Genomic DNA, 26,954 nt, shown 5'->3' with positions numbered 1-26,954 from the left:
GGTACTAGCCACGTTCACGCAGCATTTTGTTTTCCCAAGCAAACAATGCTACGACTGTCTTGGCATCACGAATTTCTCCACTTTGATGCAGGGCATGCGCCTCTTCCAGTGTCACTTCTAGCACGTCTACGAACTCATCCTCGTCCGGCTTGCTTTCTCCTTTTTTCAAACCAGTGGCCACAAAAACATGTAATATTTCATCCGCGAAGCCTGGCGATGTATAAAAAGAGCTGAGCGGTGTGTACTGACTCGCAACGTAACCCGTCTCTTCCTCCAGCTCACGCATTGCACATGCAAGCGGCTCTTCCCCTGGCTCCAGCTTTCCTGCTGGGATTTCCACGATCGTACGCTCCAACGGCTTGCGGAACTGTCGAACCACAACCATTTTGTTATCATCTGTGATCGGCAATACGGCAACCGCCCCTTGATGATTCACGATTTCTCGCTTGGCTGTGTTGCCATTGGGCAGAAGCACTTCATCCACCTTGACCTTAATAATTCTTCCGTCATAAATCGGTTGACTGGAAATGGTTTTTTCATATAAGTGATCATATTTATTCACTGTCGTCATCATCCTTTTTTCATGAAGTCGTTCTAAATCCTCGATTCCCTCCATAAGTTGGGAGCATAGAGCTTGTCCACCTTATTGTATCGGAGGAGATCATGTATGAAAACATATGTTAGCGAAAAGCAATTGCGTATGGTCGGGAAAGCTTGGGAGATCAAGGCTGCACTTCGTTCCTGGTCAAATAAAGACCTAACGCTTCAAGATTATTTAATGAAGCGGGCGAATGCGGGGCGCCGTTAACGGTGTGGACGATGTAGTCCAGACTGTTTGCCACAAAATCGGCAGCCATCCATGCCGTCTGAAAAGGTGCAGGGTCCTCTTGCCAATTTCGACCCATCGTAGAAAAGGACAAGCCATACCCCTTTTCCAGTGCTGCCAGCTCTGACTGGTCCGGGACTTTTCCCTTTATGAAAATATGCTTCCCCGCAACTTCTATTGTTTTCATTTGCCGTGAAAGGACTTCATCTCTTTCATCCTCGAAAATCGGGATTGTAACCAGAGCAGGACAGAGAGCAAATCTGTTTACTATCGATACAGTATGATGACTGACACCATAATGCCTGGTACGTGGGTCTGCAAAGCTGATTCTGGGAATAAAAAAGGGCGTTCCTCCGAGAGTGGATACGGCATGAATGACCTCAGCTAACTGAATTCCCGAGAAGCCATAAGGTGTACCCGTACCTGCTACCCCAGGTCCCAGCATACAAACAATGATATCGGCATGCTCTACATGGCGTGCTGCCAGTAAGCCACTATGAATCGTCAACGACTCGCGATCTCCGCCCCACGCATGACCTGTCGTCACTGTCGCAGCCAAGCTCCCAGTTGCTTTTAATTGATGGACGTGCTGGCTCAAGGCAATCGGCAAAGATGCGCCGTCTGGCATGACATATACGATACGGGCATTTGGATTTTTTTTATGCAAAGCAAGGACTGCAACAGGCAGAAGACTGTGCAGTTCGCCAATCAAAACAGGGGTACCTTCCAAGGATAAATCTTCTTGCACAAACAAAGGGTGGTACGGGCTGGTCTGTTCTTCTACCGAATCAACCGCGAGCTGCCATGGCGAATAGCGCATTTTCATGACATGCCCCCACTCATTCGGAAGGACATCAGTTTCCTCTGGTTGGGTAACCTTTCCTACAACAAAATGATACCCGCCTGTCCCCAATTCAAGTCGAACAGCGGTTGTATTGATCAAAAGTAAATCGCCACTTTTATAATCCTCCTGCAAAAAAGACAACACTCTCTCCATTTTGTATCCAGCAACCGATTCTGTCCGGACTTCGAGTATCTGCATCCCTGGTTGCTTTTCCAGAACTTTTTGGACCGTCCCCACCGCCAAACGGAGCACGCAGCTTCCCCCTTTCAGTCCTGCCTCGTCCCCAAGCTTTCTATTCAGTCTATGATAAACAGTGGTTGTCTCAATCATGCAAACGAGTAAGCGAACGAACAAAAAGGCCGGAACCCCTCGCATGGAGATTCCGACCCTCTTTGGTTATTCTTGTACTTCTGCAATAACAGCAAGCACCAGCTCTGCCGCTTTGTTCAGTTCAGCGATTGGCATACGCTCGTTTTTCGTATGGATTTCTTCATAGCCGATGGCAAAGTTTACGCTTGGCACGTTGTAGCCGTTAAATACGTTACCGTCGCTTCCGCCGCCGCTTGCAACCAGCTCAGGATTGCGGTCTACACGTTTAACTGCTGCAATCGCTTTTTGTACAACAGGCGTTTCTTCGTTGAATTTGTAGCCATGGTACATAAAAATAACGTCATTTTCGCAAGTCGCACCCATCTCGGCTGCCACTTCTTCAAATGCTGTCGTCATTTTCTTCACTTGCGCTTCCAGCTTGTCCATAACCAAGCTGCGAGCCTCGGACCAAATTTCCACATAATCCGTTACGATATTGTACGCTTTTCCGCCTTCAAAACGACCGATGTTTGCAGTTGTGTCCGCATCGATACGACCCAGTGGCATACGGGAAATTGCTTTACTAGCGACCGATATAGCACTGATGCCATCCTCTGGATTCACACCTGCATGCGCTGCTTTGCCGTGGATTTTGGTTACGATGCGATATTGTCCAGCACCAGCAACTGTAATTTTTCCAACTGGACCTTCCGAATCGAGGATGAAGCCCATTTCTGCTTTCAGCAGACTAGAATCCATTGCGCGGGAGCCTACAAGTCCTGACTCTTCTCCCACTGTCAATACGACTTGGATCGTTGGATGTGGCAAGTTTTGCTCTTTCATGCTGCGAATGCCTTCAAAGATCGCTGCGATTCCTGCTTTGTCATCCGCACCGAGGATCGTCGTTCCATCGGAATAAATGAAGCCATCGCGAATTTGTGGCTTGATTCCGTTTCCTGGTACAACCGTATCCATATGACTACTAAACAGGATAACTGGACCTTTTCCAGTTCCCTCCAAGGTTGCGATCAGATTGTTGGCACCGTGTCCGGTTTTCGCTGCTGCGTCATCCTCTTCTACGGTAAAGCCCATCGCAATCAGTTTTTCTTTGAGCACCTTGTTGATCTCTGCTTCGTTCTTCGTTTCACTGTCAATTTGGACGAGCTCTAAAAATTCATTTAACAAACGCTCTTGGTTGATCGTACTCACACTCGTTACCTCCTGATCGTACTGCCCGATTTTGGTACATATTCACAAGTTCCAGTATACCGCAAAAAAATTTTTTCTACTACGTAAACGCCTATGATTCTTTCGGATATTGGCATAGCTCATACAAAACGCCATTCGCTGCCTTCGGATGCAAAAATCCAATCAACGCATCGTGTGCACCCGCTTTTGGGACCTCGTGAATAAGAGGTACACCTTGCTCTTTTAATGTGGCTAGACGACCCGTAACGTCATCTACATCAAAAGCAATGTGATGAATGCCTTCACCGCGTTTTTCCATAAATTTTGCTATCGGACTCTCATCACTCAACGGTTCTAATAATTCAATATGACTTTCCCCGATCTTTAAAAATGCCACTTGTACTTGTTCGCTCTCTACGATTTCGGTTCCAACCAACTCCAATCCCAATTGCTCGGTATAAAAGGGAAGCGTCTTTTCCAAGCTTTTTACCGCAATGCCGATATGGGCAATTTTTTTCGGTGCGCTCACGAATCATCATCCTTTTGTAAGTGGTTGTCTCATTGGCTACATTTCGGTACAATTTCAGCATGGGCGAAAAAAGAAAGCCAATGATATCCTTTTCTTCATTCTAGCACAGCCACTTACAGAATCACCTGATAATTTCCTCTACCTTGAAAGGAGGTTTGATTAGAATGAGACACCAATCGCTCTTTGCAAAAATCCTGATCGGTATTCTAATACTCTCACTCATCGTTCCCACGTTTTTTTACTTTCAATAAACGAGTGATGATAAACAATGAAAACCCCTTTCCGACCGAAATGCGGAAAGGGGTTTTTCATTTGTCCCAGCTAGTTTTTATTTATAAACGTATACGCTGGAAGTTTTCGCATCCCAGCCAACTTTGTAACCAAGATTATCCGTAACGGTACGGATTGGAATCATTGGCATGCCGTTTTTGAGGACAACAGGTGTTGGCAGTTGGATTTCCGTTTTGCCTACTTTTGCTGTTTTCGACCCAACTGTAAACTTCACAACTTTGGTTCCACTGATAACAGCAACACTTGTATTGTTCCATTGCGTAGTCAGTGCCAGTGCTTCTTTAAAGAATTGGGCTGGAACCATGGTCGTATTTCCATCAATGTAAGGAGCTACAGAGAGCGGATACGTTTTGCCATGCAGGCTGAAGTTTGCTGCATTTACTTTAAAGGAAGCCGAGTTTGCTGGAATAGCTGTCGATGGTTGTTGCGGCTGTTGTGGCGTTGGCGTTACAGGCTTTTGTTGAGCCGGGGAAGCCATACCTACACCAACAGCACGAGCAAACAGCAAGCCTCTTTCTTCGGAAGTAAATACGCTGATGCTATATGTGTTTTTCACAGCAGGGTTTACGATGTTCGCCGCTGGATTGATCACGATATTAGCGTTCGTTGCCGCAGGAACATCCTGAGACGGATAAATCAGAACGTTTTGTCCACGAACCGCAACGAAATTCGCTCCTACACCATTCACAGAGATGTTAGCTGGCGCGATGTAAGCTGGTACCTTGTAGCCTACCGGGAATACGATCTCAATGAAATCGCGTTGCTTTTGCAAACCAACACCCAATCCCTTGATTGCCACATTTACACCCGTTTGCTTGCCAAGTGCATTTTGTGTCAATGCGATGGTTGCGGTGCTATTGTTCGTAGTTGTATTTGGTACAGGTACTGTCGGGTTGGTTGGGTTAGTTGGGTTAGTTGGCGTCGGGTTCACCGAAGAACCGCCGATGCTGAAGGACTTGGATTCCAAAGTTCTTCCGGAAACAGTAGCCTTCAACTTGTAGCTTCCTGCCGTTTTTGGATTCGAAATCCACGCTCCGTAAGTAACTTCAACCTTCACTTTGCTAGTCGCTTTGAAGCCGGTTGGTGCAACCAAGGCAATTCTGTTCCCGATTGCAGTTGCTTTCCTCGCTGATTTCCCATTGAGCAAGAAGTCAGATGCTGTCACAATGCCCGGTACCATATCAGAGGACGGGAACTCAAGAATCAGTTCTCCATCTTCTTTCAACTCTTTGCTGCCGAAGTCAGCATCAAAGGTGTAGCTAGCGCGAGCTCCTACACCTGGATCAGACAGATTTACCGTAAAGCTGTCGGAAGCGCTACTATTGCTGGAGCCGTTTTTCGTAATTTCGAATTCATCTGACTCATATGTCGTACCATCGTATTTCACTTTGAAAACATATTTGTCGCCGGAGCTAGGATTTTCAATGCCAGCAGATTTGTCAAATTCCAGCGTGATGTAATCATCTGAGTCTGCGCCACTCGGAATCTTGATGTCTACTGAGCTACCGCTAATACTGACGGATTTCGCTGTAGTACCGTTTACTTTTACATCGTCTTCATCAATGCTCGAAGGCAGCATACCTTTCTCTGGGAAAGTGACGGTAATGGTGGAGTTCGTCTCCAGCTCATCGCTACCTTTCAGAGAAATTTTGCCGAGTTTGAGGCTTACTTTTTCGCCTGCTGCTTTGCTGCTCAAAGTAACGCTGTAATCGTTTTTGGACTTGCTACCGCTGCTGGAGCTGCTTTTTTTGATCTCAACTTCGTCTGTGTCAGAGCTCTCATTTTCGGTTTCTACGCTTACATCATATGTACCCTTATCATCAGGATTTGTGATCCCACTTTTAATGGTAAACGAGATTTTTTCTCCTTCATCAAAATCCTCATCCACCGTGATAATTACTTCATTGTCATCCACTTCAACTTTTTTGACATCTATACCGTCAATATCTTTCTTACTGATTTTATCATCCACATCGAAATCACCGTCGAATTCAACCGTGATGGTATCTCCGCTCGACAGGTCTTCTTCTAGCGTGAATTTAATATCATAGTCACTTTCTTTCCCGGCACCATCGTTGTCAGCTGATACATCCAATTTTTCAATAGCATATGCTTGTGGTACTGCAACAAAAGGTGTAGCGGCCAGCGCTGATGCCAGCACTATTGGTAGTGCTTTTTTACTTTTCTCCATGTTTTTCCTCCCATATTTACCGTTAATCTGGAAAATCTCTCTAGCAGGACGCTACCAGTCTACCACAAATGCTATCTGGTGGGAATCTCTTCTAGATCATTTATGAGACTTACTGGCTCCAATTGGTAAGACGAAGATGTCTCGGAAAAAGTTACATACGTAATGATCGATTTGGAAAATTTTTTTGAAATTCTTTTATGAAAAAAACCAGGTCTTTACTTGACCTGGTTTTTCGACACCCTAATACAGCTTGGTATCTGGTCCTACATTCTCAAGCTTTTGCTTCACGCTCTGCAGGAATCGTCCACAAATCAGACCATCCAGCACGCGATGATCCAAGGACATGCACAGATTGACCATCGAACGCACTGCGATCATGTCGTTAATGACGACAGGGCGTTTCACAATGGACTCGACACTAAGAATCGCAGCTTGCGGAGCATTGATAATCGGCTGGGACAAAACAGAGCCAAAGGAGCCTGTGTTGTTAACCGTAAAGGTCCCGCCTGTCATGTCATCCATCGTCAATTTCCCTGCACGGGTGCGTGCTGCCAGATCATCGACTGCCTTGGCAATGCCAAGAATGGATTTTTGGTCAGCATGCTTGATGACAGGAACATAGAGAGCCTCTTCCGTGGCTACTGCGATGGAGATGTTGATGTCCTTTTTCACAATGATTTTGTCATGTGCCCATGTCGAATTGATCATCGGGTACTCTTTCAACGCTTCCACGACCGCTTTGATAAAGAACGGCAGGAACGTGAGGTTGAGCCCTTCTTTTTTCGCAAATTCGCCTTTTGCCTGATTGCGGAAGTTAACGAGATTAGTCACGTCTACTTCGACCATCGTCCAAGCATGTGGAGCTTCATGCTTGCTCTGTACCATCCGGTTTGCAATCGTACGACGAATAGACGTTACAGGTACAACTTGATCACCGGTTGCAACCGGAATATCTACAGAAACAGCAGGAGTTGAAGCTGCTGGAGCAGGTGTTGAAACGACAGTAGTTTGTTCGACTGCTGCCACGGGAGCCTGCGCGATCGTTTCTTTCACAGTCTCAGCTGGTTTTTGGCCGCCCGCGTCGATAATCGCTTGGACATCTTTGCGAGTAATACGACCGCCTGCCCCAGTCCCTACAACGCGGGACAAATCAATGCCATGTTGCTGTGATAGCATGACAACAGCAGGTGAATAACGTTGTTTTGGTCCATCGACGACTGGTGCTTGCTGAATGGATACAGCCGGCGTCGCTACCTTTGGCTGCTCAGTTGCAGGTGCTTGTGGAGCCGTAGTTTCCGTCGTGCTAGCAGGCGCTGCAGCTCCACCTTCTGCACCACTTTCTTCTATATATAGGATCAATGTGCCGACAGCAACCGTCTCACCTTCTGGCACGACGATCTCAGTAACGCGTCCTGAAACGGTAGAAGGAACCTCTGCGTTTACTTTATCCGTCGTCACTTCAGCCAGCGAGTCGTATTTCTTGACCGTGTCGCCTACATTGACCAACCATTTGCTGATAGTGCCCTCGGTTACGCTCTCTCCGAGCTGGGGCATAAGTACTTTCGTTGCCATGATCCTTGGTCCTCCTCGCCTTAAAAGTTGGCCAGCTCGCGCATTGCTTCCAATACTTTTTCCGGGTTCAGCATAAAGTATTTTTCCATCGGCGGGCTGTATGGCATAGCCGGTACATCTGGACCGCAAAGCCGTTTAATCGGTGCATCCAAATCGAACAGGCAATGCTCCGCTACAATGGCAGCTACCTCACCGCCAACGCCGCCTTCTTTGTTGTCCTCGTGTACGATCAATACTTTGCCTGTCTTCGAAGCCGCTTCTACAATCGCTTCTTTGTCCAACGGATACAGTGTGCGCAAATCGAGAACATGCGCGCTGATGCCTTCTTGTGCGAGCTTTTCCGCAGCTTGCAGTGCGAAGTGCAGAGTCAAGCCGTAGGAGATGACCGTGATGTCTGTACCCTCTCGCTTGACGTCCGCTTTGCCAATCGGCAGCACATAGTCGTCCTCAGGCACTTCGCCTTTGATCAAACGATAGCAACGCTTGTGCTCGAAAAAGAGCACAGGATCTTCATCGCGGATGGCAGCTTTCAGAAGACCTTTTGCATCGTAAGGGGTCGAAGGTGCCACTACTTTCAAACCAGGGGTGTTTGTGAACATCGCTTCCACAGATTGCGAGTGGTACAGTGCACCGTGAACCCCGCCGCCGAATGGGGCACGAATCGTAATCGGGCAATGCCAGTCGTTGTTCGAACGATAGCGCATTTTCGCCGCCTCACTGACAATTTGGTTCACAGCTGGCATGATGAAGTCCGCAAACTGGATCTCCGCGATTGGACGCATACCGTAAGCTGCCGCCCCAATCCCTACACCGACAATAGCGGATTCAGCCAGTGGCGTATCAATCACGCGCTCCTCGCCAAACTCTTCAATCAACCCGTTTGTCGCACGGAAAACCCCACCGCGTACGCCAACGTCTTCCCCGAGGATAAACACATTGGAATCGCGACGCATTTCTTCACGCATCGCCATTGTTATTGCATCAATAAAAGAAATGACTGCCATAAAAGATCCCCCCTTATTCCCCGTATACGTATGTCATAGTCGATTCTGGTGTTGGATATGGCGCGTTTTCTGCATATTCAGTGGCTTCATCCACTTCCAGCTGTACGCGAGCAAGCATATCTGCTTCCTTAGGTTCATCCAAGAGTCCGATCTCTCTTAAATACTCAGCGAAAACAATCAGCGGGTCCTTTTTCTTCGCTTCTTCCACTTCTTCTCTCGTCCGATACACACGGTCGTCATCGTCGCTGGAGTGCGGAACAAGGCGATACATAACGGCTTCGATCAGCGTCGGCCCTTGACCACTGCGAGCACGTTCAACCGCTTCTTTCATGACACGATATACTTCAATTGGATCGTTTCCGTCTACACTGACTCCTGGGAAACCGTAACCAATCGCACGGTCTGCTACACTTTCACAAGCCAACTGCTTTTTCAGTGGTACAGAGATCGCGTATTTGTTGTTTTCGCAGAAAAAGATAACCGGGAGCTTGTGGACACCCGCAAAGTTCGCACCTTCGTGGAAGTCACCTTGGTTGCTGGAGCCTTCCCCGAACGATGCATACACAACAAAATCTTTTTGCTTCATTCTACCTGCCAAAGCCATACCCACTGCGTGTGGCACTTGGGTCGTCACAGGGCTTGAACCCGTCAAAATATTGTACTTTTTGCCACCGAAGTGACCTGGCATCTGTCTTCCACCGCTATTCGGATCTTCTGCCTTTGCAAATGCGGACAGCATGCAATCACGGGCTGTTTGACCAAAGACTAGCACCAAACCAAGATCGCGATAGTAAGGGCAAAAGAAATCCCTGTCTTTTTCCATCGCAAAAGCTGCCCCCACCTGAGCTGCTTCCTGACCCTGGCAGGAAATCACGAACGGTACTTTGCCCGCACGATTCAACAGCCATTGGCGCTCGTCAATTTTTCTGGCCAATAGCATGTAATAATACATGTCAAGGACTTGCGCATCGGTCAATCCCACTTGCTCATGTCGCTTGGTTGTCATCGTTACATTCCCTCCTTGCTAATTGTGTATCGCTTTTCCGTCGACAGCCTGCGCTGCCTCCATGATTGCTTCTGATAAGGATGGATGCGGGTGAATCGTCTGGCCGATCTCCCACGGAGTCGCATCCAGTACACGAGCCAAGCCCGCTTCAGAAATCATATCTGTCACATGTGTACCGATCATGTGAACCCCTAACAAATCATTGGTCTTGGCATCAACGACCAACTTCACAAAGCCGTCATTCTCACCGTGGATCAGAGCTTTACCTAATGGCTTAAAGCTGAACTTGCCGATTTTCACATCGTAGCCTTGTTCTTTTGCTTCTTTTTCAGTGAGTCCGACATTTGCGACTTCAGGTCGGCTATACGTACATTTCGGAACCTTGGTGTAATCCATCGGGTGCGGGTTTAGTCTAGCCATGTGCTCTACCGCAAGTATTCCTTCATGCGAAGCAACATGCGCCAATTGCAGACCGCCAATAACGTCACCAATCGCATAAATATGAGACTCTGCGGTCTGGAAAAATTCATTAACCACGACTACGCCACGCTCGACTTTGATTTCGGTTGCTTCCAAGCCGATGTTTTCTACATTCGCTTGGCGTCCTACTGATACGAGTACCTTTTCGGCTTCGAAGGTTTGGACCCCATCCTTGACTTCCGCCTGAATAGATACTTTGCCTTCCCCTTTTTCCAACGATTCAGGCAGCACCTTTGCTCCCGTCACGATGTTGACTTTCCGCTTTTTCAAAAGACGAGCCAATTCCTTGCTCACTTCTTCATCCTCAAACGGCAAAATACGGTCGGCGTACTCCACAACAGTTACTTCCACAGCGAAATCATTGAGCATGGAAGCCCACTCAATCCCGATGACACCGCCACCAACGATGACAACTGAAGCAGGTAATTGCTCCCACTGCAACGCTTCATCGCTTGTTACCACATAAGATCCGTCGATGACCAAACCTGGAAGTGTGCGTGGACGAGAACCTGTTGCCAGCAAAAGGAACCGTGGAACGATCATTTCTTGATCCCCGTTTTCCTTTTCAATGCGCACAGCACCTGCCTGCGGAGAAAAAATGGAAGGCCCCATGACTCTTCCAAAGCCTTCAAAGACAGTAATGCTGCCTTTTTTCATCAAGTATTGAATCCCTTTGTGAAGTTGGTCGATAATGCCTTGCTTTCGCTCTTGTATTTTTGTGAAGTCATAGCCTACAGTACCTGCCGAGACTCCGTATTTGTCAGCTTCCTTCAGGGTGGAGAATACTTCTGCACTGCGCAATAGCGCTTTAGATGGGATGCAACCACGGTGTAAGCAAGTACCACCGAGCTTTTCTTTTTCCACGATTGCTACCTTCATTCCCAACTGGGAAGCGCGGATTGCCGCTACATAACCGCCGGTACCTCCCCCGAGGACGACTAGATCAAACTCTTGAGACACCACGATCTCTCCTTTCATTCGGAAAGCTAACCTGCGTATTTACGAGAATATGAATATTCAAAGAAAAACGTTTATGTATTCCTGACCGCCCTCCATTGAAGAGCGGACAGGAGTATGAACTTTATAGAAGAAACAAGATTAGCGCTTGTAAACAGTCTTGCCGTTTTGCAGGAAAGTATTACGTGATCTTGCAACACTTGCAATGCGCTCTTCCGCCATGCGGTCAGCAGCTTTGTAGGAAGCCATGCCATCACGTTCAGCGATTTCGTAAATTTTCAGGATGCTGTCATAGATTGTTTCTACTTTTTTCAGTGCACGCTCGCGGTTGTAGCCTTGCAGCTCATCTGCCACATTGATTACACCACCAGCATTGATCACGTAGTCAGGCGCGTAGATCATACCCAACTCGTGAATTTGGTCGCCGTGTCTCTCTTCTTTCAGCTGGTTGTTAGCTGCCCCTGCAATCACTTTTGCTTTGAAGAGTGGAATGGTGTCATCGTTGATGATTGCACCCAATGCGCAAGGAGAGAAGATATCGCACTCTACGCCAAAGATCTCGTTAACGCCTACTGCTTTCGCACCGAAATCGTTCACTGCGCGATCTACGTTTTCTTGATTGATGTCCGTTACGATCAAATGCGCGCCTTCTTCATGCAGATGGCGGCACAGGTTGTACGCTACGTTTCCTACACCTTGTACAGCAATCACTCGTCCGGAGAGAGAGTCGGAACCAAACGCCAATTTAGCAGAAGCTTTCATTCCGCGGTAGACACCGTAAGCTGTGACAGGGGATGGGTTGCCACTGGAACCGAATGCTGGAGAAACACCTGTGACGAAATCTGTTTCCAAGTGGATCATATCCATGTCTGCTACCGTTGTGCCTACATCCTCAGCTGTGATGTAACGGCCATTCAGCCCTTGAATATAGCGACCGAAAGCACGGAACAGCTCTTCGCTCTTATGCTCGCGCGGATCACCGATGATGACTGCTTTACCACCACCGATGTTCAGTCCAGCTGCAGCGTTTTTGTAAGTCATCCCACGACCGAGACGGAGTACGTCCACAATCGCCTCTTCTTCTGTTTTATACGGCCACATGCGCGTACCGCCGAGTGCTGGTCCTAATGTCGTATCATGAATGCAAATGATTGCTTTCAAACCGGAATTTTCGTCTTGGCAAAATACCAATTGCTCGTAATCGTACTTTTGCATGTAGTCAAAGATGTTCACTGAAGAAACCTCCCTAGTATCTTTCGTTTTCCGCTTAAGTAAGCTGGCGTAACAGTGGGCTCCATTTGGAGAATTTCCCGTCAAGAGGTATATGCAAAAGTCATGCCAATAAAATCAAACTCATGAAAGCGCTTTATTTACAAGAACGTGGAATGAGTATCCCGACGTCAAGTCTGCATTTTTTTGCATATACGCGCAAAGATTTGCGTGCAATATTTTGCACGATCACTTCGTTACTCTTCCTGCACATCCATGATGCCCAATTTTTCCATCTTGTAGTACAAACTGCGAATCGCGATTCCGAGGCGTTTTGCTGCAAGGGTGCGATTGCCTTTGGCTGCTGCCAGTTCCCGCAATATGTGCTGACGTTCTGCCTTCTCCACCGCTTCTTTTAACGTGGTACCAGTGGAACCCTCATGCTGGGTCTCTTCCTTTTTGGTCGAAACGATTCTTCTTTCCAGTGGGGGTAAATGTTCCGGCATAATGATTCGCTCGTTGATCCGCATATGAATCATCGCCCTGCCCAGTACATTTTCTAGCTCGCGCACATTTCCTGGCCAGTGATAGGACAGAAGCATCTGCAATGTTTCTTCATGCAGCTCTTCTACATTTCTACCGTACTCCACATTGGCTTTTCGTAGCAGGTGCATAGCAATCGGTTTAATATCTTCCAAACGCTGTCTGAGTGGAGGGATATGAATCGGCACGACGTGGAGACGATAGTACAAGTCTTCACGGAAACGTCCCGCTCCGATCGCAGCCTCCAGATTCACATGAGTAGCCGCAATGACGCGAACATCGATGTTGATCGGCTTCGTTCCACCGACTCGCACGACCTCTCGCTCCTGCAGGACGCGCAAAAGCATGACCTGCATGCTCATGGACAGTTCGCCGATCTCGTCCAAAAAGATTGTTCCACCGCTGGCCTCCTCAAACAGCCCCCGCTTGCCTCCTCGACGCGCACCTGTAAACGCACCTTCTTCGTAACCGAAAAGCTCACTCTCCAGCAGGCTCTCTGAGATCGCTGCACAATTGACCCGGATAAATTGGTTGTATTTTCGTTCACTTGCATTATGTATAGCGTGGGCAAACAGTTCTTTCCCCGTTCCCGATTCCCCACGGAGAAGGACCGTTGCTGGTGTTGACGCCGCTTTTTTGGCTTGCTCGATCGCTTGCTGCATGGACTCGCTATAGCCGATAATGTCTGCAAAGCTATATTTTGCCTCCAGATTGCGGATGATACGACGAGCTTTCTCCAGCTCTTCTGACAGGCGCTTGAATTCGGAGACATCGTGAATGACGCCCACGCTGCCTTTCAGCTCCCCATCGACCAGAACAGGTGCAACATTGACCACGACGTCCTTGCGCTTTGGTCCCAATTTCATGGGGGCGCCTCTCACTGCCTTCTTCGTTTTCAAGACTTGCATGTGCATGCTATCGCCTTCAGAAATATCTACCGTCGCTGGTTTCCCGATAATGTCGTCTTGCGAAAAACCCGTAAGCCTCGTGTAGGCCGGGTTGATCAAAAGTCCATTCCCGTATTGGTCAACGACTGATATTGCTTCGTCCGATGATTGAATAATCGCTTGCAGCATGCTCTGCAAATCTTTCAAGTTCGTCACTTCTTCTGCCAACGCCATGATTTCTGTAATATCACGGAAAATGGCAACAGCTCCGACAACTTCTCCTCGATCATTGCGAACAGGCACACGGTTTGTAATAATCCGCGTCTGATTCGGCAAAACCTGCTCCTGATTCAATTCGGGAGAGCCTGTCTTTAATACAATATGTAACCGAGTGTTCGGTATACGCTCCGAAACTTTTGTATCCAGCACTTCACTCGCCTCGATGCCCATCAATCGCTCTGCGGCTTTGTTGAACAACGTAATAACTCCTTGGCGATTGACCCCGATAATCGCGTCATGCGTAGAATTCAACATCGTTTCCCGCTCCCGCTGATTTTGCATCAAGACCGCAATCAGCTTATCGCGTTCCCGAATCAATTTCATGACGATTCTCGTAAACGTTCCTGGGATGAGCACTGTCTTATCTTTCTTTAATTGCCTGAGATGCTCATACTCCCCCAGGTCCCCTGTAGCTTCTAAAATGACATCCAGATCCTCATCCAAATAAGGCCGATAATCTTGATCGACGCGAATCCCCAATGATTGGGCCAGTAGTATGCCTGGGGCGTCTGGCCGTTGATCGACAACAGCAACGACTTGTAATCGGTCCATCTGGTTTAGCATCCGCAGGAGTGCTGTTCCACCACGTCCCGCACCAACGATGAGCAGCTTGTGCATGCGAGAGACCCCTCACTTTTTGAACAACCTCTTTACGATCTTACTCGTTACCATTGTACTCCAACAAACCGTTGATGGACAGGCGTTCTTCCCTAACGTGCGCTCGTTCGTGTGCAACAGGTACGGTGGACAAGGCTGTTCGCATCCGATATGATGAAAAGACCGTACTGTAGAAGTTGTAGTTCGTTTACGCATTGGAGAAAGGGGTGAAAAACCCTTGGTATTTCAGAAAATCATTGCACTCTTAATTATGGTAATTCCGGCGGCAATCGCCATGTACGGAATCAAGTTAATCCGTGACGCATTCTTCTACTCTGCCTCTCCGGATGTTGGATTTTTATGGGGAAAACTCATTCTAGGTATACTGGCTTTCGCCATCCCTGTATGGTTTATCGCCGGATTTATTCTCCACCACGAACGCAAAAAAAATCGCGTACAGCCCCGTTTCATGGTTCCTGAACCTGATGACGAGGACTAGACCAAACCGGACGAGCCAGTCTGGTTTTTTTTATTTTCTGCTTCTGTAGCCCTCCCCCATTGATCGAGTCGACGGAGCCAGCCGACCTGTTCGATGACGCGGGAAAACGAGCAAAATTCTGCCGCAACCTGAAGACACAGGAAAAGCACGAGCATAATCGTCTGTACATAAATCGATGTCCCGATGACAAAGGAAAAGCCTACTGCAAAACCCAAGGTATTCGACCCTGTATCTCCGAGCATGATTTTGCCGCTAGCGTCATGGGGAAACATGAGCATGCTTACCATGAAAACAGGGATCAAAAAAATCCAGTTTGCCATCGCCGCACTGGCTCCTAATGTCCATATGCCAAAAGCCCCTGCCAGTACAGTCAGGCACCAAAACACTTTGATCGCCCGTGCAGGCCGCAAATCAAACAAGTTAACGATATTAGGCGAGAGTGCAAGTAGACCAAAGGAAACAATACCGGCCCCTAACGAGTTCGAAAGAGTGAAGGAAAGACAAAAAGCCGTGCTTGTCCCGCCTATCAGCTTCCACATGCCACTGGTCATTCGCCTCTCTCGCCAAAACACACCGAAATGTCCACGAAATCCTTTTGCATCCCGATCTGATGCGCGGTCATCACGCCATCCCCAAAAGGCCATTGTAATCATACCTGTTAGAAATAAAAAGCCGTTCAGGAGAAGCTCGCTTTTGGCCCCTCTGAGCAAAAGTAGTCCGATCAGCACTATCCCGGTTATAGCACTCGTACATACGAGGATGAGCCCCCCCGCTGTCAGTACTGGCTCTGCATTGTAATTGAATCGATTCATCCCTAGGGCTTTGAGCTTTTGTATGCCGATTTTATACAGCGGACGTTCAAGCATCAGCGGAATAACGACCGCGACGAGCATCATGAGCATCATGATTTTCGTTTCCACTCCTGCCCCTCCCACCATTTCCAGCATAGCGTTCGGCTTATCGCGACAAACTCTTTCCCGCGATGACAGAAGCCTGCCCAATCGTTTTTCGTTTCACGATGCGAAAAAAAGACAGGGACCTCTGCTACACGATACCCTGCCCGCAAGGCATCGACAGTGAGACCCACCTCTATACCAAATCCTTTATCCTGACTGCCCAATCGGTTAAGAAGCTCGCGACGTATTGCCCGTTGTCCCGACAAAGGGGCTTTTGCTTCAAAACCGGTCAACACCCGGATGCCTTGATGAGCCAAGCCTTTTGCTAATCCGAAACCTGCTTTCACTTGCGGAGGTGGAAGAACAGCTATCGCCATATCACAGACATCTTGTAGCACCGGCGTTAGCAAATGTGCGGCTTCTGCTGCGCTGTCTCGCAAATCACCGTCTAGAAGCATGATCACATCCCCACTAGCGCACTTCCAGCCCAGTTGAACAGCTGCACCTTTCCCTTGATTGCGCGGCGCTCGAATCACCATATCGGCCCACTTGCTTGCGATGTGTGCCGTCTCATCTTTACTGCCATCATCAACAACGATTAGTTCATCACAAAAAAAGCGTTCACGGATGGCACGGAGTGTATCACCAATGGAAGCCTGTTCGTTGAACGCTGGGATGACGACGCTAACTTTTTTCACGCGAGCCCTTCCTCTCAGGCAATCTATTTTGCACTTGCTCCAAAAGTGCCCATTGTTTTGCAGGAGAGTCAGGCACTTCTACGACCTGTATCCAGGAATTCACTCGTTTTTCCCGTAACCAAAGCGGGGCTTGCCTAGCTACCACCAAAAGCACCCCATCTTCCCAACTGTTTCCCTCGCGATATGAAACCACTTCCATGCCTACTGAATGCATCAGTTGCTTAATCTGTTCAGCAACGTTGCCATCCTCCTGCCAAACATACAGCTTGCTTCCTGCAAGTTCATCCACATAGCGTACGCTCATGAGTTGGACGACTTCTTGGTTGCTGCGAGCAACTTCCTTGAGCAATCGATTCATTTGCTGTCTTAATTCATGGTTGCTTTTGAGAGCGCGATCGTACTTTGCTTCCATATTGGAAAGAATGCCTTTTGTTCCTTGCGTTATCCATGAATGGCCTGCCGTCCCTCCTAACAAGATACCTACCCCAAGTGCGACAAATATGGCAGCCAGTGAAATCAAATGATAGCGGAAGGGTATCATGTCTACCTCCATGAAAGTGCGTTGTTCATAAAGTCCATGTTCGCCACTGGGTCCAAATCATCTGTACAGCATGACGGGCGATCGGATTAATGATGAGCGCGGCTGAAACAGGGAGAAGCATAGCAACTAAACACCAACCCCACAGCTTCCATGACTCGCTCGGCCGATAGAGATGACTGACTCCTTTGGCATCAATTAGCTTTGTCCCAATCTTCGTGCGGACCAATAACGTGCTCGCCATACCTTTGCGGCCTTTTTCCAGAAAATCAATCATATTGGTATGGGCACCGATCGTGACGATCAGTTCTGCCTCCTTTTCGTACGCTAACAGCATCGCCACATCTTCACTCGTACCAGGCGCTGGCAAGACATGATAAGGCAAACCGAGTGCTTTTACGCGAATCGTTCCAGGTGCTGTCCCATCCACAAAAGCATGTACGACGATCTCAGCTCCACTTTGAAGTGCTCTGTCCGAGACGCTGTCCATATCTCCCACAATCAGGTCTGGACGATACCCTGCTTCCATGAGGGCATCTGCACCGCCATCGACCCCGATCAAAACAGGTCGATATTCCTGAATGTAGGAAGATAGCGTCAGTAAATCCTCTCTGTAATGTTTTCCGCGAACGACGACAACGACATGTCGCTGTTCCATTTTTGTATGTAATCGCACATGGCAAAGTGGTTTTAAAAATAGGTCTTTTTCCTTGCTGGCGTACAAAAGTGTATTGTCGATAAACGAAGAGAGTGTGTCATCCAACTTATCCTGCGCTTCATGCCATCGGTTCAAAATAGAGGGAACTGTCACCTGCTGCAGCCTACATACTTGGACCCACTTCTCTTCCAATAGGATGTACAGTTTTTCTTCGCGTATCGTTGCATACTTGCCTTCGATCCATTCCATGAACGAATCCGACACATCTACATCCAGTACCTCATAGAGTGTGACACCGTTTGTTAAAAGTTGGCGAGCTCCTTCAGCCGGATATTGCCCCGTCATGAATGGCGAAAGGTTGAGGACGACTTTTACCCCTCTTTCCAACAAGGACTGTGCTGCTATCTCATCAACGTCCGGATGATCAATGATGGCGATATGATGGGAGTGGAGACGTTTGCACAACTGCTTCGTCTTCAGATCAGCTGCTACGACAGCCGTGTATGAATGTGCTGTAGAACCTTTTTGTTTGCCCACGTTTCCACCTCCGCTTTTAGTATGCTAAATATTTCCTTGCACAATGCAAAAAAAAAAAAGAGGCTGTGCATCAAATGCACAACCTCTTTTAGCGAAGCGTTTTCAGTTTAATCTACGCACCTTTGACCAGGTAGTAAATGATTAAACCATCTGCGAACAGGAAAACCATCAAAGATACAAAGCCAAATAAGATTGCAAATGTGTTTTTCGCTTTGATGGAACTCAAACAGCCCCAAGCAATAAAGAATGTGAAGATAAACATCAGGATGTCAAATAAAACGATTTTCATAAACGACAACTCCTTCACCATGATGACGCAAACCGGAATACAATGGCAATTCCATTATATAGCTTCACGTATTATGAGACAAGCATATCCAAATTTGTGAACAAAAAGTTTCACAATTATTTCCCTTTTATTGTGCCACAAGTTGCGTTGCCTATCCATATACTCCAGCAATCTTGCTCATTCCATTTTTCTTCACTGACTACGTGATCATGGATGGTGTGAACAAGGTCCTTCAGTTCCGCATCAGACAATTCATGCAGAATGGAGCGGCCTTTTCTTGAAAGTAAGTCAGCTTCCAATTCAGACCAGCTATCGTATTCACGTCTTGTCTCCCATAGCGTTGTCTTGTTCACCTGGTCAAGCCCCGCGAGCTTCATGGTGTTCTGCACCGTTGTATCATCCGGTCTACGCGTCTGTTCTATCGTTAGCAAGCGCGGGTATCGGGTAAAGAAATAACCGCGAAAATGAGTCGGCGAGGCTGGCATTTTGACATCGTCCATCGTCCGATCTTGGATCAGGCAAATTCCGCCAGGTGCCAATAGCCTGATCACTTCTTTAAAGAATTTCTGCAAGTCTTGCTCCGGGAAATGATGGATCAAGGCGCGAGCGAATACAATATCCGCACACTGACTCGGCAAGCCTGTTGCGCGGGCATCCCCCTGTGCAAACGAAATCTTCGGATCGTCAGCGCATTGCTCTCTCGCCGCTTCTACCATCACGTGGGAAAAGTCAATGCCCGTGACAGAAGCAGCGCCTAGCCCAGACCAAGCCTTACTGTAAATTCCACCGCCACAACCGATGTCCACGACATTTTTGCCCACCGGATTGACAAGTGAGAGGATCGTCTGTCTCCACGAGTCGTCAGCGGTTCTCCCTGTATAGCTCAACTGGTTTTTCTCAGTGTGAAAATCAATTGTCATTCCTGTTTCGCCTCCATGAACTCCAGTCGGTTTCCAAATGGGTCCTCTGTGAAAAAGCGGATAAGGTGAGGAATTTCTTCGTCAATTCGAAAAGATACCCCATTTGCTTGCAAATGCTCCATCAGTGAACCAATGTTTTGCACAAGGAACGCCGGATGTGCTTTTTTCGCAGGAATGAATCCTTCCTCTACGCCAATATGAATCATTTGGGCGCCACATTTGAACCATACACCACCTCGAACAAGCAGCTTCTCTGGCTTTGGAACCTCCGGCATTCCTAAAAGCTCACCGAAAAACTTGCGCGCTACGTCCTCCGTTCCTGCTGGTGCTGCTAATTGTACATGGTCAAGTCCAATCCATTCATGCTTTGTTGTCATCGTCTTCATTTCCTCCTCTTTTTTTGCAAAGAACCATCCATTCGTCAATCTGATGGGTCATTACTCTGCCTTCGTTTGTGGTAAGCCCAAGATATTCCTTTTGTTCGTCTGTAGCGTTCAGCAGCATTTTTTCTACGGCCGCTTCCTGCTCAGATGATTCGGAAGTGCGCTGAACCCATGGTATAAATTCAAACCTTTTTTTGCGTTCCTGCTGCTTTTGTGTAATCAAGCCATTCACTTCAAACAAAGCGCGCCATTCACTTACGGAAAGACAGCGAACATGACTGGGATCGCGTGTTTTCTCTACTTCATTTATGAATGCCGAGAGTGACGACTCCTCAGGTGAAATGTTGTCGATGAAGAGAAACAACCCTCCAGGGGTCAGCACGCGACTCACCTCACGAACAAAAGCCGCCGGATCGGGAAAATGATGAGCCGCGATTCGGCATGTGACCATCTCAAATGATTCATCGAGAAACGGGAGAGATTCTGCATCAGCCTGGACATACATCACATTATGGACAAGTGCTGTATCATTGGCCGCAGACGCCGCCATGAGCATCGAGCGAGTCAAATCCGTGGCGACGACCAAGCTCACATGTGGAGCCAATGTCCTCGCTACGTGCCCACCGCCTGTGGCGATATCCAGTGCCCGCCACTTCTCTGCTGGCTGCATCCACTCCACCATCAGTTCCAGGTCGCTGCCATTTGCATGCGTTTTGCTTTGCACGTATTGCGCTGCATTTTTTCCAAATTGCGCTTGAACAGCTTGTTTGATCTCCTCATTCTTCATCGGGAACACCTCCTGCCTACATCATATTCCAATGTTTGTCATCCTTGTTATAGAATACAGATAACTAGCTATCGAGAATTTGAATAGGAGGCAACTCACAATGGATCGAGAAAGTCTTGAGGTATTTTTAACGATTGCTCGTCATGGATCGATTAATCGCGCTGCACAGGCATTATTTTTGGCGCAATCAACATTGACGCATCGATTGAAGCAGTTAGAGCGCCAGGTTGGGACTGCGCTTTTTGTTCGCACCGCTTCTGGAGTGAGTCTTACAGGCGAAGGACGTCGGTTACTACCGGTTGCGACGAATATCGTGGAGCAAATGCGCTCCTTTATCCAAGAGAAAGAACAACGCCAATCGATGAACATCGTCGCAGGAAAAGCTTTTGTCGCCTATGAGCTGCCACGACTGATTGGAGAGTACCGGATTGCTCATCCGGGCTTTACCTGCTACGTCCGCTCTACGTTGTACGAGGAGTCCCTCAGCGCTCTGCTAACGGGAACGGCCGATATTGCTTTTCTCGGGAGTGAAATGTATCATCCGCACATCCATCAAGAATTCCTTCCCAGCGATCGGCTCCTGCTCGTCATGGCGCCCAACCATCCTTGGGCAAGCGGGTTTCCAGGTTTTCAGGCATGGGGAACCGAGGAAATGATTGTGTTCGGGAATCACACCGCTCCTTATCGCCAACGGATTGACCGCTATTTGGCACAGCAGGGAGTTTTTCCGAATATTATTATGGAATTGGACAGCTTCAATGCTGTTAAAAAAATGGTCGAACGGCAGCTAGGGATTACGATCCTGCCGGAAAGAACCATACAACAAGAGCTAGCGACCGGAAGATTGATCGCCTACGATATCGCAAACGGCGAATTAGTGCGCCCCACACTCATCGCCTACCTGCATCCAAAAAAAGAGGACGATGCTTTCCAGCAATTCGTCCAATGGATCAAGGAACATTATTAACAAAAGTTCAATGGAGTGTGAGTACCGTAAGCTCCGGGCGGCAAAATAAACGAACAGGCAAGATCGTCGTACCCAACCCTCTGGTGGTGTACACAGCCATGCTACCTACCTGATACAGTCCTTGTACATATTTACGACCGTATTGCGGCGCCAAAAGATGACCAATGAAAGGCAAGCGCACTTGTCCGCCATGGCTGTGGCCGGACAGTTGGAGATGTACAGGGTGCTCTGACGCAATATCAGCAAAATCAGGCTCATGCACCAACAAGATAACACTGCCCTCCGGCGGGATATTTTCTAGCGCCCTTGGAAGATCAGGTACACCATAGAAAAGGTCATCCACTCCCGCCATGTATAACTGCTGGCCATCTTTGTGTACAACCACATGCCGATTATCCAACACTTCGAATCCAGACGCGACTAATCCATCCCGAACTTTTTGTTGTTCACCAGCTCGATAATCGTGGTTGCCCAAAACGGCGAATTTGCCTAATGGAGCTAGGAGCTGATTGAAAAGGGGAACGGCGGCGAATAGAGGTCGCGTCACTTCATCTACGATATCCCCTGTGAAGCAAATCAAATCTGGTTTTTCGCTCTGGATCAAGGCAATAACCGACTCCAACTCTTTCGGTTCAAAATAATGACCGAGATGGACATCACTGAAATGAATGAGCTTTGTCCCCTTAAAGCTTTCTGGCAATCCCGGTATCGTGATGGACAATCGCACGATATCTAGCGCTTTTCGTTCCCATAGATGACCGTACACGCCAGTCGCTATACCGAGACCAATCAATCCCCCTACCCATTTCGTGAGTTTGTGGAGAAATGTTTTCCTTGAAAGGGGAGCAAGGTTAGGATCATTCACTGTCTTTCATTCGCTCATACCCATTCACGACAACGTCCAGTCTTCCCGTCACCGGGTCAATGAGTAAGCCATGTACCTCCACATTCGGTGGGAGGAGCGGGTGATTTTTAATCGTTTCTACGCTATTTTTCACACTTTCTTCTACTCGATCGAATCCGTGCAGCCATTTATGTAAGTTAATCCCTGCATGTTGAAGCGTGGAAAACGTTTGAGCCGAGACTCCTCGCTCCAGCATCTTCTCCATCGTGCGTTTGCTGTCGATCGCGCTCATCCCGCAGTCATAATGCCCGACGACCATCACTTCTTCGGCATTCAATTCGTAGATCGCAATAAGAATACTACGCATGATACTCCCAAAAGGATGGGACACGATTGCGCCGGCGCTTTTTACGTGCTTGATATCCCCATTGCGCATGTTCATGGCTTTCGGCAGCAATTCAACCAAACGGGTATCCATACAAGACAACACGACCAATCGTTTATCAGGAAACTTGGTGGTTTGGTACTTTTCATATTCTTGGTTCGCCACAAATTCATGGTTAAATGCGAGAATTTCATCCAAATTGCGCACTTTCACAGCACCTGCCTCGCTCTTAGTAGTATGTATTTGTATCGTATGCTTTTCTATTTTACATAGTTGGATCAAAATCTCGCAAGGGACTGTAGCAGTTTCTTATCAAGTGGTTCATTTTGTCAGGATGTAATGTTTCTCGCCTAAACGAAATTTTTTGGGTGAAAAGAGGTCCACAATCGTCGAGTAAATTGGTTCTCTTTTCGTGAATTTCTCACCTATACATAGACCATACAGTTCTACCTGCGTCTTATCGTGATCAAGCAGCTCCTCGCACCAAGCACGTAGATGCATCATTCTGTCCATGCTTTTTTGATAGTCCTCTACGTATTTTTGATAATAACGATGCCTCTCCTCTTCTGGATACATCCCGAGTTTTACTTTATCAGGATGCTTGGAAATGCTAAATCTGCAAGCGCAACCCTCTTCGGTTGTCACCCACCAAGCCTGTTTTTTCGGAAAATGCTTGAAAAAATAAGGGCTTTTTTCCCGTGACAGTTTGCCTGTCAAAACATAAGGGGAAAGTAGCGGCTTAGGTTCAAATCCCGGTGTTTCTTTTATCATGACGAATAATTCCAGACACATGGGTTCAGTTCCTCCGGAAAGAGTACTTTTTTAGTTATAGTATAAATTTACTAACTTTGGTAAAATCATTAAAAATATAATTAGGAGAGTTGCAGATTGAAATTAAGACTAGCCTTAATACTTGCACTAGCACTAATCCTTCCAGCCTGTAGTGAAACTGCAAACACACCTGAAGTACCGTTACCTACCTATGTATTAGCCATTGATCGATTTGACGAAGGTACTGGAACGTGGTTCGTTGCTTTGTCAACCGAGTCGAATGATGAAAAGGAATTACGTGCTCTCGTGGAAAATACTCGGACCTTAGCAAAAGACAAGAAAGAGGAAGTTAACTCCATTTCTGTGTCAATTATCAAACCAGATGGAATGATTCCCCCCACTGTTACGGCATTTGGCAGAATTGCCTTGACGAGTAAAGGCATGGAACAAACCGGATTGAGTAGTACCTCCGAAATACAATTTGAATATAAAAATGCTCCCGCAGCAACCCCCAAGCAACCACCTACTACAGAAACATCTAAATGACCTCAGTGATTCTATTAAGTAAAATTGTGTAATGATAATCAAAGCCAGGGGTAAAATACCTTGGCTTACCTCTTGCCCAGAGAGACATCTAAGTTCATTAGTCCATTCATCAGGTTAAAACTTGGAATAGTTTTTCTAATTGTTCCATATTAGCGAATGACTCTTCAATCGATAAAAAGGATAATAGGGTAATTGCTTTATGGGCTTTATCTGCCGCAAACTTTTTAATGTAATGACCATTGGGAATGAGACAGGATAAATCAGACATGAATTCTTGGTCCAGTGTAATTATCCCTTGATTTAGTTTGTTGGATATTTTTGTTGAGTTTTTCATATCCATTCCTGAAGCGTCGGCATAAAAAAGACAGGTTTCACAACCTATACCTGTATTGGCGATATCTTTTCCCTCAATGGTTAGATACCTTTGACGATAACCAGCCCTCTTAAACTCAATTGGTGATGTAGAAGAACGAATACTAATTTCTTTGTAGGACAATAGTTTGCTCATTTATTTTTATCTCCGATTGAAATAATGATCAGTATTAACCTTTATATTTAGTTGGGTTTTCAACATAACTCTCGATAACATAGCCACAATTTGTACAGATTCTATGAATGATCGCAGAACTAAGCGGAAAAATCTTGCCTATGGGTAATACTCCCGCATGCCCAGACTGCCTCCCTTCCCCAATCTCTTTACACCCACATTTTGAGCATTGTTCTGTTGGATTTTCCATTTTGCACCTCGTTTTTATTCTGTTTAGAATATAATTATAGATGATGAAAACCATTTTTTGTTAATTTATTCTAAGAGAAGTGGGACGATAACGTCTGCATCCGCCTGTGTGCTCGTGAGTATTCGCGTTCCGATATAAACGGGCATGTTCGAGCTCCTTTCGTTGAGATAACGCGAAAAGCGCGGTACCATTACGGCGCCGCGCGTGTATTTGGGTGAAACGTTTAGTCGATTCGTCCAATCAGGACGGGCCATATAGTCATTTACTACAAAAGGTGCGTTACTTTCACGAGGGAGTGAAGACATGAAACGAAAGGGTAATAAGAGAACCATTCGACATGTACAGTACGACAGGTATCCGAATCCATACGATCCTTATCCACCTTATCCGTATCGCTGGTTTTCAAACTTTGACATATGCGTCATGGAACGAAAACGGTGTGAAAGGCGTTGTTCCTTCATGACTGGCTATGAAAACGTCTTGTGTAACCAAAGGTGTGCGGAAGAGTTTGTAGATTGTCAAGAAATTTACGGAGGAGACTGAATCACACTAAGATAAATAGGGGCAGTTCTTCATATACTGTTGCCCCTTATACATACTTCCTCGAATATGCTTTCAAGTACCTACACGATCAGATGTACTTACTATGCTTATGCACTTTGTCAGACTAAAGCGTTAGTACAAATAAAAAGAAACGCCACCCAATTCGGGCAACGTTGCTTTCGAATGTGCATTCGGTTAAACTCGTCTCAACTAATGACGCGATCCTAGCTAATCTTCGCCTCAATCCGCAGCTTGTCCGCCACCATGGCAATAAACTCACTGTTGGTCGGCTTCGCCTTGGTGTTGGAAATCGTATAACCAAACAAGCTGGAGATGGAGTCCAAATTACCACGGGACCACGCTACTTCAATCGCATGACGGATGGCACGTTCTACCCGACTTGCGGTTGTATTGAATTTCTTGGCAATGTCCGGGTACAGGACTTTGGTAATCGAACCGAGCAGCTCAACATCGTTGTATACCATTGTGATCGCTTCCCGCAAATACAAATAGCCTTTGATATGAGCAGGAACTCCAATCTCATGAATGATGCTTGTGATGCTCGCGTCCAAATTGCGTCCGCGGATTTGCAAGGTAGCTTGTGGTTTTACAGAAGAAACAAAAGAAGAGGCTGGTTTGGTTGTAATGATCTGACGGATGCGCTGAGCCAGCACCTCCATATCAAACGGTTTCAAAATGTAGTATGCTGCTCCCAGCTCTACTGCTTTCTTCGTAATCTCTTCCTGCCCGAAAGCAGTCAACATAATAATTTTAGGTTGAGGACTTAAGCGCATGGCCTGAATTTGCTCCAAAACAGCCAAGCCATCCAGATGTGGCATGATGATATCCAAAATTAATACATCGGGTACACGTTCCTGCAGCAGTCGAACTACCTCATTGCCGTTGTAAGCAACACCCACAACATTCATGTCATACTGGCTACTGATGTACTCTTCCAACAGATTTACAAATTCACGGTTATCATCTGCCAACAACACTTCAATCTTGCTCAAGGTCGTTCCTCCTAACAATGGACGGTCTTTTGGAAAGAAGGTGGCGTTCTAGAGGTAACAAATCTAAAAGGATTAGTCCATACCATCTTTTCTCTACAAAAATTATTCGACAAAGCAAATTCCATTCCTGCCAATGACGAAAGATTGAATGATTTAACTGATATTTCGACAAAGAATCCTTACATTTCTAATCGATTCGTCAAAGGACTGCAAAAATCGAAAAAGCCGCCT

27 protein-coding genes and 1 pseudogene are annotated in these 26,954 nt (G+C 47.0%); 4 read left to right on the top strand and 24 right to left on the bottom strand.

The window, feature by feature from the left end:
- Window positions 1-4: 4 nt before the first annotated feature.
- Window positions 5-562: an NUDIX domain-containing protein gene (locus ACFVS2_RS01675; protein WP_007720749.1), complete on the bottom strand. Its 558-nt coding sequence runs from the start codon at window positions 560-562 to the stop codon at window positions 5-7.
- 105 nt (window positions 563-667) lie between these two features.
- Here ACFVS2_RS01675 and mciZ point away from each other — a divergent pair.
- Window positions 668-724, top strand: a pseudogene (gene mciZ / locus ACFVS2_RS01670) (Z-ring formation inhibitor MciZ); the annotation flags it as partial.
- On the opposite strand, the gene ACFVS2_RS01665 reads toward mciZ, so the two are convergent.
- From ACFVS2_RS01665 to ACFVS2_RS01620, 10 genes are all read right to left on the bottom strand, one after another.
- The gene (locus tag ACFVS2_RS01665) at window positions 723-1,922 is read right to left on the bottom strand and encodes a DUF3866 family protein (RefSeq protein ID WP_390232356.1); all 1,200 of its coding nucleotides are present in this window, start codon (window positions 1,920-1,922) and stop codon (window positions 723-725) included. The pseudogene mciZ and the gene ACFVS2_RS01665 sit on opposite strands and share 2 nt — an antisense overlap.
- Window positions 1,923-2,066: 144 nt before the next feature.
- Window positions 2,067-3,188, bottom strand: a complete 1,122-nt coding sequence (locus ACFVS2_RS01660) for a M20/M25/M40 family metallo-hydrolase (RefSeq protein ID WP_390230209.1) — start codon at window positions 3,186-3,188, stop codon at window positions 2,067-2,069.
- A gap of 91 nt (window positions 3,189-3,279) precedes the next feature.
- Window positions 3,280-3,696, bottom strand: coding sequence for a methylmalonyl-CoA epimerase (gene mce / locus ACFVS2_RS01655; RefSeq protein ID WP_056492626.1), 417 nt, complete (start codon window positions 3,694-3,696; stop codon window positions 3,280-3,282).
- A 328-nt stretch (window positions 3,697-4,024) separates the two neighbouring features.
- Complete coding sequence (locus ACFVS2_RS01650) at window positions 4,025-6,178, bottom strand: copper amine oxidase N-terminal domain-containing protein (RefSeq protein ID WP_390230205.1); 2,154 nt, start codon at window positions 6,176-6,178, stop codon at window positions 4,025-4,027.
- Between the two features lie 240 nt (window positions 6,179-6,418).
- Window positions 6,419-7,750, bottom strand: a complete 1,332-nt coding sequence (locus ACFVS2_RS01645; RefSeq protein ID WP_390230202.1) for a dihydrolipoamide acetyltransferase family protein — start codon at window positions 7,748-7,750, stop codon at window positions 6,419-6,421.
- Window positions 7,751-7,770: 20 nt separating this feature from the next.
- Window positions 7,771-8,754: an alpha-ketoacid dehydrogenase subunit beta gene (locus ACFVS2_RS01640; protein WP_007720847.1), complete on the bottom strand. Its 984-nt coding sequence runs from the start codon at window positions 8,752-8,754 to the stop codon at window positions 7,771-7,773.
- A gap of 13 nt (window positions 8,755-8,767) precedes the next feature.
- Entirely contained in the window at window positions 8,768-9,760 is a 993-nt protein-coding gene (locus ACFVS2_RS01635; protein WP_390230198.1) for a thiamine pyrophosphate-dependent dehydrogenase E1 component subunit alpha, read from the bottom strand.
- Window positions 9,761-9,778: 18 nt separating this feature from the next.
- Window positions 9,779-11,200, bottom strand: coding sequence for a dihydrolipoyl dehydrogenase (lpdA, locus tag ACFVS2_RS01630; RefSeq protein ID WP_390230195.1), 1,422 nt, complete (start codon window positions 11,198-11,200; stop codon window positions 9,779-9,781).
- Between the two features lie 138 nt (window positions 11,201-11,338).
- Window positions 11,339-12,430, bottom strand: a complete 1,092-nt coding sequence (locus ACFVS2_RS01625) for a Glu/Leu/Phe/Val dehydrogenase (RefSeq protein ID WP_173620187.1) — start codon at window positions 12,428-12,430, stop codon at window positions 11,339-11,341.
- A 233-nt stretch (window positions 12,431-12,663) separates the two neighbouring features.
- Window positions 12,664-14,733: a sigma 54-interacting transcriptional regulator gene (locus ACFVS2_RS01620; protein WP_390230192.1), complete on the bottom strand. Its 2,070-nt coding sequence runs from the start codon at window positions 14,731-14,733 to the stop codon at window positions 12,664-12,666.
- Between the two features lie 217 nt (window positions 14,734-14,950).
- On the opposite strand from ACFVS2_RS01620, the gene ACFVS2_RS01615 reads away from it, so the two are divergent.
- Window positions 14,951-15,211: a DUF2627 domain-containing protein gene (locus tag ACFVS2_RS01615; RefSeq protein ID WP_007720834.1), complete on the top strand. Its 261-nt coding sequence runs from the start codon at window positions 14,951-14,953 to the stop codon at window positions 15,209-15,211.
- On the opposite strand, the gene ACFVS2_RS01610 is transcribed toward ACFVS2_RS01615, so the two are convergent.
- From ACFVS2_RS01610 to ACFVS2_RS01575, 8 genes are all read right to left on the bottom strand, one after another.
- Window positions 15,208-16,131, bottom strand: a complete 924-nt coding sequence (locus tag ACFVS2_RS01610) for a UDP-N-acetylmuramyl pentapeptide phosphotransferase (RefSeq protein WP_390230188.1) — start codon at window positions 16,129-16,131, stop codon at window positions 15,208-15,210. The genes ACFVS2_RS01615 and ACFVS2_RS01610 overlap by 4 nt on opposite strands.
- Window positions 16,113-16,805, bottom strand: coding sequence for a glycosyltransferase family 2 protein (locus ACFVS2_RS01605; protein WP_390230185.1), 693 nt, complete (start codon window positions 16,803-16,805; stop codon window positions 16,113-16,115). The genes ACFVS2_RS01610 and ACFVS2_RS01605 overlap by 19 nt, the downstream gene beginning before the upstream one ends.
- The gene (locus tag ACFVS2_RS01600) at window positions 16,792-17,346 is read right to left on the bottom strand and encodes a copper transporter (protein ID WP_173620191.1); all 555 of its coding nucleotides are present in this window, start codon (window positions 17,344-17,346) and stop codon (window positions 16,792-16,794) included. The genes ACFVS2_RS01605 and ACFVS2_RS01600 overlap by 14 nt, the downstream gene beginning before the upstream one ends.
- A 25-nt stretch (window positions 17,347-17,371) precedes the next feature.
- Window positions 17,372-18,538, bottom strand: coding sequence for a putative cytokinetic ring protein SteA (gene steA / locus ACFVS2_RS01595; protein ID WP_390230181.1), 1,167 nt, complete (start codon window positions 18,536-18,538; stop codon window positions 17,372-17,374).
- A 112-nt stretch (window positions 18,539-18,650) separates the two neighbouring features.
- Window positions 18,651-18,827, bottom strand: coding sequence for a DUF2759 family protein (locus tag ACFVS2_RS01590; protein ID WP_144616167.1), 177 nt, complete (start codon window positions 18,825-18,827; stop codon window positions 18,651-18,653).
- Between the two features lie 116 nt (window positions 18,828-18,943).
- On the bottom strand, window positions 18,944-19,747 hold the full coding sequence (locus ACFVS2_RS01585; RefSeq protein WP_390230177.1) for a class I SAM-dependent methyltransferase: 804 nt from the start codon (window positions 19,745-19,747) through the stop codon (window positions 18,944-18,946).
- On the bottom strand, window positions 19,744-20,124 hold the full coding sequence (locus ACFVS2_RS01580; RefSeq protein ID WP_390230174.1) for a VOC family protein: 381 nt from the start codon (window positions 20,122-20,124) through the stop codon (window positions 19,744-19,746). Before ACFVS2_RS01580 ends, ACFVS2_RS01585 begins: the two co-directional genes overlap by 4 nt.
- Window positions 20,108-20,917 carry a class I SAM-dependent methyltransferase gene (locus ACFVS2_RS01575; RefSeq protein ID WP_390230171.1) on the bottom strand — a complete coding sequence of 270 codons (810 nt, stop codon included), beginning with the start codon at window positions 20,915-20,917 and terminating at the stop codon, window positions 20,108-20,110. The genes ACFVS2_RS01580 and ACFVS2_RS01575 overlap by 17 nt, the downstream gene beginning before the upstream one ends.
- A gap of 100 nt (window positions 20,918-21,017) precedes the next feature.
- On the opposite strand from ACFVS2_RS01575, the gene ACFVS2_RS01570 reads away from it, so the two are divergent.
- Window positions 21,018-21,884, top strand: coding sequence for a LysR family transcriptional regulator (locus tag ACFVS2_RS01570; protein WP_173620196.1), 867 nt, complete (start codon window positions 21,018-21,020; stop codon window positions 21,882-21,884).
- A 7-nt stretch (window positions 21,885-21,891) separates the two neighbouring features.
- On the opposite strand, the gene ACFVS2_RS01565 is transcribed toward ACFVS2_RS01570, so the two are convergent.
- The 3 genes from ACFVS2_RS01565 to ACFVS2_RS01555 form a co-directional block, all read right to left on the bottom strand.
- The gene (locus tag ACFVS2_RS01565; protein ID WP_173620197.1) at window positions 21,892-22,749 is read right to left on the bottom strand and encodes a metallophosphoesterase; all 858 of its coding nucleotides are present in this window, start codon (window positions 22,747-22,749) and stop codon (window positions 21,892-21,894) included.
- Complete coding sequence (locus ACFVS2_RS01560; protein ID WP_173620346.1) at window positions 22,742-23,320, bottom strand: beta-class carbonic anhydrase; 579 nt, start codon at window positions 23,318-23,320, stop codon at window positions 22,742-22,744. Before ACFVS2_RS01560 ends, ACFVS2_RS01565 begins: the two co-directional genes overlap by 8 nt.
- Before the next feature lie 114 nt (window positions 23,321-23,434).
- Window positions 23,435-23,905 carry a hypothetical protein gene (locus ACFVS2_RS01555; RefSeq protein ID WP_390230166.1) on the bottom strand — a complete coding sequence of 157 codons (471 nt, stop codon included), beginning with the start codon at window positions 23,903-23,905 and terminating at the stop codon, window positions 23,435-23,437.
- A 96-nt stretch (window positions 23,906-24,001) separates the two neighbouring features.
- Here ACFVS2_RS01555 and ACFVS2_RS01550 point away from each other — a divergent pair, with 96 nt between their 5' ends.
- Window positions 24,002-24,430 carry a hypothetical protein gene (locus ACFVS2_RS01550; RefSeq protein ID WP_390230163.1) on the top strand — a complete coding sequence of 143 codons (429 nt, stop codon included), beginning with the start codon at window positions 24,002-24,004 and terminating at the stop codon, window positions 24,428-24,430.
- Between the two features lie 109 nt (window positions 24,431-24,539).
- On the opposite strand, the gene ACFVS2_RS01545 is transcribed toward ACFVS2_RS01550, so the two are convergent.
- Together ACFVS2_RS01545 and spo0A are read right to left on the bottom strand one after the other, a co-directional pair.
- Window positions 24,540-24,938 (bottom strand): hypothetical protein, encoded by a 399-nt coding sequence (locus ACFVS2_RS01545; protein WP_390230160.1) that lies wholly within the window; start codon window positions 24,936-24,938, stop codon window positions 24,540-24,542.
- Between the two features lie 996 nt (window positions 24,939-25,934).
- Window positions 25,935-26,723, bottom strand: a complete 789-nt coding sequence (gene spo0A, locus ACFVS2_RS01540; RefSeq protein ID WP_007720793.1) for a sporulation transcription factor Spo0A — start codon at window positions 26,721-26,723, stop codon at window positions 25,935-25,937.
- Between the last annotated feature and the right edge of the window lie 231 nt (window positions 26,724-26,954).

Source organism: Brevibacillus sp. NPDC058079, from assembly GCF_042885155.1.
In the GTDB taxonomy this organism is placed as follows: domain Bacteria; phylum Bacillota; class Bacilli; order Brevibacillales; family Brevibacillaceae; genus Brevibacillus.
The sequence above is the reverse complement of the archived record's forward strand: the minus strand, read 5'-3'. Positions and strand labels throughout refer to the sequence as shown.